This window comes from Fulvivirga aurantia (assembly GCF_009711475.1).
GTDB classification, from domain to species: domain Bacteria; phylum Bacteroidota; class Bacteroidia; order Cytophagales; family Cyclobacteriaceae; genus Fulvivirga; species Fulvivirga aurantia.
In genome coordinates this window covers 1-5,916 of record NZ_SMMD01000702.1, presented here as the reverse complement: position 1 = coordinate 5,916, position 5,916 = coordinate 1, and the positions used below count along the sequence as shown (strand labels likewise).

The following is a 5,916-nucleotide window of genomic DNA, read 5'->3' as shown; positions in this document are numbered from 1 at the left end:
ACAAACCAACTAATTGACAATGAAAAATTTCAAACCAACTGCGATGCTCCAGGCGAGCTTATCATTTTTTGCACTTGTTTTTATATCAGCCGTATTTATAGGTTGTGGTAGTGACGATGGAGGTGATGACCCTCAACCGGATGTATGTGCGGGTGTTACCATTTCATTCGACCTTGAGCAAACAAGTTGTGACGAGATCACCGTTCAAAATATTACCGGTGGTGAAGGTGCTTACGAGTTTTCTATAGATGGTACTACCTTCCAATCAGCAGCTGAATTCTCTGGTGTAGCTAGCGGAGCTAACACAATTACTGCAAGAGACGCAAATGGTTGCGAAGCTACCAAAAGCATTACTATCGCTGAAGAGTTATCACTTACAGCTACTGCAGATGCCTATACAATCACCGTAGAAGCAGCAGGTGGCGTTGGTCCTTTCCAGTATTCAATTGATAATAAAACGACTTTCCAAACAGAAACAACTTTTGAAGTTGAAGAAGAAAAAGATTATACCATAGTAGTAAAAGACGAAAATGGCTGTGAGGCAACTGTTACAGTTACTGCTGATGAAGTAACCACTACAACTGATTCTAGAGATGGCCAGACGTATAAAGTAGTCAAAATCGGGACTCAAATCTGGTTTGCTGAGAACTTCAATTTAGATACCAATACTTCAGACTCTACCTCTTCATACTATTATGAAAATGACAAAGACACTTACGAAGAGCAATATGGTAGATTATATACCTGGTATGTAGCCAAAGAAATTGCACCAGAGGGGTGGGAATTACCGTCAGTAGAGCAATGGGAAGCTTTGGAAAATTTTGTAGGAACTGATCCAGCTACGAAATTAAAAGTAGGCGGAACTAGTGGTTTTGAAGCTAAAGCTGCAGGAATAAGAGGCGTAGCTACTGGAGAATTTAATAACGCGGGGAAGAGAGGGTATTTTTGGTTAGCACCTGAATCTGATGTAGCACCAGGTGAGGCTTATTTAGTTTATATTGATGTAGAAACCGATGTTATAATTGATGGAGATACTGATAAGTTAAATAATCTCAGTGTACGCTTTATTAAGAAATAGAATATAAAATGATACGATACCTCAGGATTATTATTTTAGGTGGAATGATCTTAACATTCCACCTTACTCATGCTCAACCAACAATTTCTTCTACATTACCTTCAGGAGGGGGTGTTAGTCTAAGGTTAGATGAAATTACGATTAATTTTTCAGAGGCAATTCAGGAGCCTGCAGCAGGCTCTATTACCATAGAACCAGCTTTATCATTTTCATCAAGTTTTGATGATACGATTGACCCAAAAAAACTTACATTAACCATAAATGAAACACTGAGTCCTGGAATACCTTACAGAATTACCATAACAGGTGTTGCAGGTACAGCTGACCCTACGAATACTGCTACTCGTAGCTTTACAATTGAAACTGGCTCAGGGGTTATAGTTAACAACGACCTGACCAGTGATATTTGTACTGATGGCTCTACTTTCACAATCAATGCTATAGTCATTGATGAAGGCATGCAGGATAATTTTTATACCACTGCAGCATCAGGCAATACCCATAGCTTATTACTAGAGATTTCTGACGGCTTTGAATTTGTATCTGAAGGTAGTATTTCATTAGAAACTGATACAGATATACGTACTGAAAGTATTTCTATTCTTAATGATAGCATGGTTCAGGTAGCATATAAATTATGCTCTCTGACGTCATGCGGAACAGGAACTATCTACACTGATTATGTTGATAGGATAACGCTATCCGGCCTCCAAGCGAGGGTTACTGATCCCAGCATGGTTAACCCTACAAGTACCTATGAGATTATAAGGGTAGATAATACAACTGGTAGTAACAACGATGCAGAAATGCCTGGATTGCCGGGTGGTTCAGTTTTCGCTCGGTTACAAATAACTAATGGTGCCGCACATGCATTTTTTGATACTGATGGAAATACGGTGCCTGATGATGGTTCAGTCACAACTTTTTGTGAGGAATCTAATTTAGTGATTAATGTTTTACAACAAGATGGATCTGCAATAGCTGCTGGCAGCACGGTCAACTTTTTTGTTGAAGGCAAGCCAGTTACAAATAGCGAGTTTGATATATCAGGTGCAGAAATTACTATAGATGATGCGAAAGCACAGGCATTTATTAATGCTCATGCTGATGTTAGTGATTACCCTTTGTCAATAGCCGCCAGTGTAACTCCTGCTGATGGAAGCTGCTCAGGAATAGCAACTTCCGTTGAAGTGGGTGTTGATGAGGCCGCTGGCACAGTTGAAGTAAGTCTTTCACCGGAGATCGAAAATAAGGTCGTGCCTGGTGTTGGATTACAGCCAGAAGTTATCGTTAACCCACTACAAGGGTTACTATCGATTAGAAAAGATAGTTCACTTATAGCCTCGTTAGAAAACTATGACAGCAACGTTGATCCCTATGCAATTGATATAGATAATTTGGCAAGTAGTAGCAGAAATGTTAGGATTGATATTACATACACTGCATTTAATCAATCTGGATGTATAATTGGCAGTGAACCATTGTCATTTGAAATACAAAAAAAACCAAGAAGTAAAGTAGAGCTGGATATTGAGCCTACTTACTGTTCAGACGAAAATGATGTGGTTGAAATTGCGTTTGCTCCGGATGATCTGGAAAGTGATGCTACAATGGAGGACTTCCAAATAAGTGGTTATGGAATTAGTGGTAGTACATCACCAACCTATAATCCCCAAGTAGGAAATGACCAGACAGGGTATACTTTTACTGTGGACGATGCTCGTCAGGCTGCCGCCAGCCAAGGTGCAGATAGCAGTATAATTGCTCTATCTTATGTTGAAATAAGGACTATCGATGTTATAGAGACAGTATGTCGTCTAGAGCCTGAAGAATATCAGGTTGAAGTATGCGATGATGTTTATGGTTGTCGTGATTGTCGTCCAGGTGAGCCATGTTATGATCCATTCGATCCGTGTGATCCACGTGATCCAGGAAGTATTTGCTATGATCCGTGTCTAACAGCTGCCGGACCATGCTTTACACCTCTTACTGCTGAAGATATTCAGGCAAAAAGGGACTCGTTAAATGTACTTAGAAACCAAAGGAAGGCAATGGCTAGTGAATCACGCACATTGTCTGGATGTGGCCCGTGTGGTCCTAATCAGACTTGTGAAGTGATAGGAGAAAATTGCCGAACAGAAACCCGAATTAGATATATCCAGGTTTGTGAACCAGACGTAGTGGGGACCAAACAAGATACTGTCAATATTGATAAGAATTATCTTATAAGATATCTCCAGGTTCCAGAGCTTACATTTCTCACCGCCACGCGACAAGAGTTAGATACAGTGTTTTGTGAAAATGAAGGAACGATTTACCTACTTGGCGGGCCAGGCAATACTTTTGAAGGTAAAAGCTTCTCAATTTTTGATGGAAATACAGTTAGAGCAGTAGATAATTATAGTTTTACTGTTGGAGAAGGCAATTTACTTGCAAGAGATGAAGTTTATCAACTAATTTATAGCTATAATCCATTAGGTGGATGCTCCACTGTCGATACATTAGACTTTCGAGTAGTTCCGGTGCCAGATTCTATAGAATTTAGTGCAGATCTGCCTGAGGTAAATGATATTCCAACCTTTAGGTATTGTATCGGTGATGATCTCGACAGTTTAAATCTACCACAGCCTAACGATATAGATTTAGTTTGGCGTGATGATAGAGGCTTTGCTATTGCTGAAGGAAGTAAATTTTTACCACCAGTTTCTACCGATCAGGCACAATTAAAGAGGTTTACAGTTGAGCGGAAACATATTTATGCAGGGTGCGCGAGTTCTGTATCAGAATTTTACGTCCAAGTCGGGGAAACACCTGTATCTGATTATGCCTTTGATACATCATGTGGTAATTTGGCCAGTTTTGAAGCCATGGTTACACATGCCGGTGTAGCAGATGAAAATGATACGATACAGTCATTTTATTGGAATTTCAACGATGGGGCCGGTTACCAGCCTACCATTGATAATGCGATAGCAAATAACTTTAGCGCGGCAGGTGTTTATGATGTGTCCATGGTAGTAGAAACATCTATTGGTTGCACAGACACTTTAAGTAAAAAGGTGACTGTCTTTGATCAAGCGGTGAGCGATCCTGTATCTGGTCGTTATTCTGAAGATTTCAACAATGGTGCAGGCGGTTGGTTTGCCACTAGCGAAAACGATAATTATAATGGTGCTGCTAAAAATAGTAGTTGGAGAATAACAAACGTTTTTGGACAACCTGCATGGTCAACAGCTAACGATACCGAAGGCAAGTTTAATAACAACGAATATAGTTGGGTAGAAAGCCCATGCTTTAACCTTGACCAATGGACTGATCCTCTCTTTGAGATGCAAGTAAGATATAATACCCAATCTATCGAAGGTGCAGTATTGCAATATCAAATCCAGGATGGTCTTTCAGATTGGCAACCTTTAGGGGAAGCAGATCAGGGCCTAAATTGGTATAATAGTAAAAGTATATCTGCCAGTCCGGGTGGTTCGATTACTGGTTGGTCGGGTGTATCAGATAGTACACAGTGGATAAACACAGCCTATAATTTGGCTGATGTAAAGCAAGCTGCTGCTGGTAATGAGGTGAGATTTAGAGTGGCGTTTGCCAGCTTAGATCAAGCCAACAGACCAACAAATTACACAGGTTTTTCATTTGATAATGTGAGCATAAAAAATAAAGACCGACAAGTATTGGTCGAGCATTTTACAAATGTTACTATGCCATCAGTTTCAAGTGAAAGAGCAAACGTAAGTGAGTTTGCTGTTCCTAAAAATGATGTGGTTTATATTCAGTATCATACCGAAGATGGAGAAGATCCATTTTACTACAACCCTTACTTCCCTAAGAATACAGCCAATGACCACCTTACACGTAGATATTTCTACGGTTTAGATGGGCCTGGGTACACGGTGTTAAACGGAAAGATGGTTGATACTACTGATTTTTCTGCGGGCTGGGTACAACAGCAATACAGCAGGGAGTCTTTGACGGCCTCTCCTTTTGAAATTGATATTCAATTTACAGAATCGGAAGAAGGTAAACTTGAAGTAAGTGCTTCTGCAACGCGTAATGACAACCCTCATCAATTATTAGATGAGTGGGAGGGTGACCTTACGCTGTCGCTTACTCTGGCAATTGTTGACAATGAGGTTGATTATCAGGGCGAGACTTTAAATAATGTATTTGTACAATATTTACCATTCCAGGGAGGTAAAGTACAAACCGGAGAATGGCGAGCCGGGTCGGCAACTACTCTCGAGCTTAATGATAGTTGGCAGGTGTGGGAAGATGCAGAAGCTGGTGAATACAGTGTAATTGCCATTGTGCAGCTGACACACGGAGTTGAAGAAAACCAATTTGGCTATCCTGTAAATGAAGTATTTCAGGTGTCTAAAAAGTCAGTTGATATGCCATTGAGACAAGGGGCTGTTACAAGCGTTGAAGATTTAGTTGACAGTGGAATTAAGGTTTTCCCGAATCCGGCTAATTCTAGCTTAAATGTAGTTCTGGAAAGAAATACCATGCAGGAAGATGTAGAATGGTTCCTTTATAGCATGCAGGGTAAAAGACTAGCTCAGGGCAGTATTTTAAGTGGAGAAAAGAAAGTGTCAATAGATATAAGAGATCACCAACAAGGCATTTATCTATTGCAACTCAACGCTCAGGACAAACAATACCAGCATAGAGTAACAATCATTAGATAACATTCTTAATTAACTTTAAATTGAAGCCTTCTAACCCTCACAGGATTAGGAGGCTTTTTTTATTATAAATCGTCATCCAGAGCGCTAGCGAAGAATCTTTTATCAATATTGACAGAAGATCCCTGCCTGCGCAGGGATGAC

At 40.2% G+C, this 5,916-nt stretch carries 2 protein-coding genes; both read left to right on the top strand.

Annotation, left to right across the window (positions count from 1 at the left end):
- Positions 1–19: 19 nt before the first annotated feature.
- Complete coding sequence (locus E1176_RS07705) at positions 20–1,078, top strand: FISUMP domain-containing protein (protein ID WP_155210033.1); 1,059 nt, start codon at positions 20–22, stop codon at positions 1,076–1,078.
- Positions 1,079–1,086: 8 nt separating this feature from the next.
- Positions 1,087–5,775, top strand: coding sequence for a T9SS type A sorting domain-containing protein (locus tag E1176_RS07700; RefSeq protein WP_155210032.1), 4,689 nt, complete (start codon positions 1,087–1,089; stop codon positions 5,773–5,775).
- Positions 5,776–5,916: the final 141 nt, after the last annotated feature.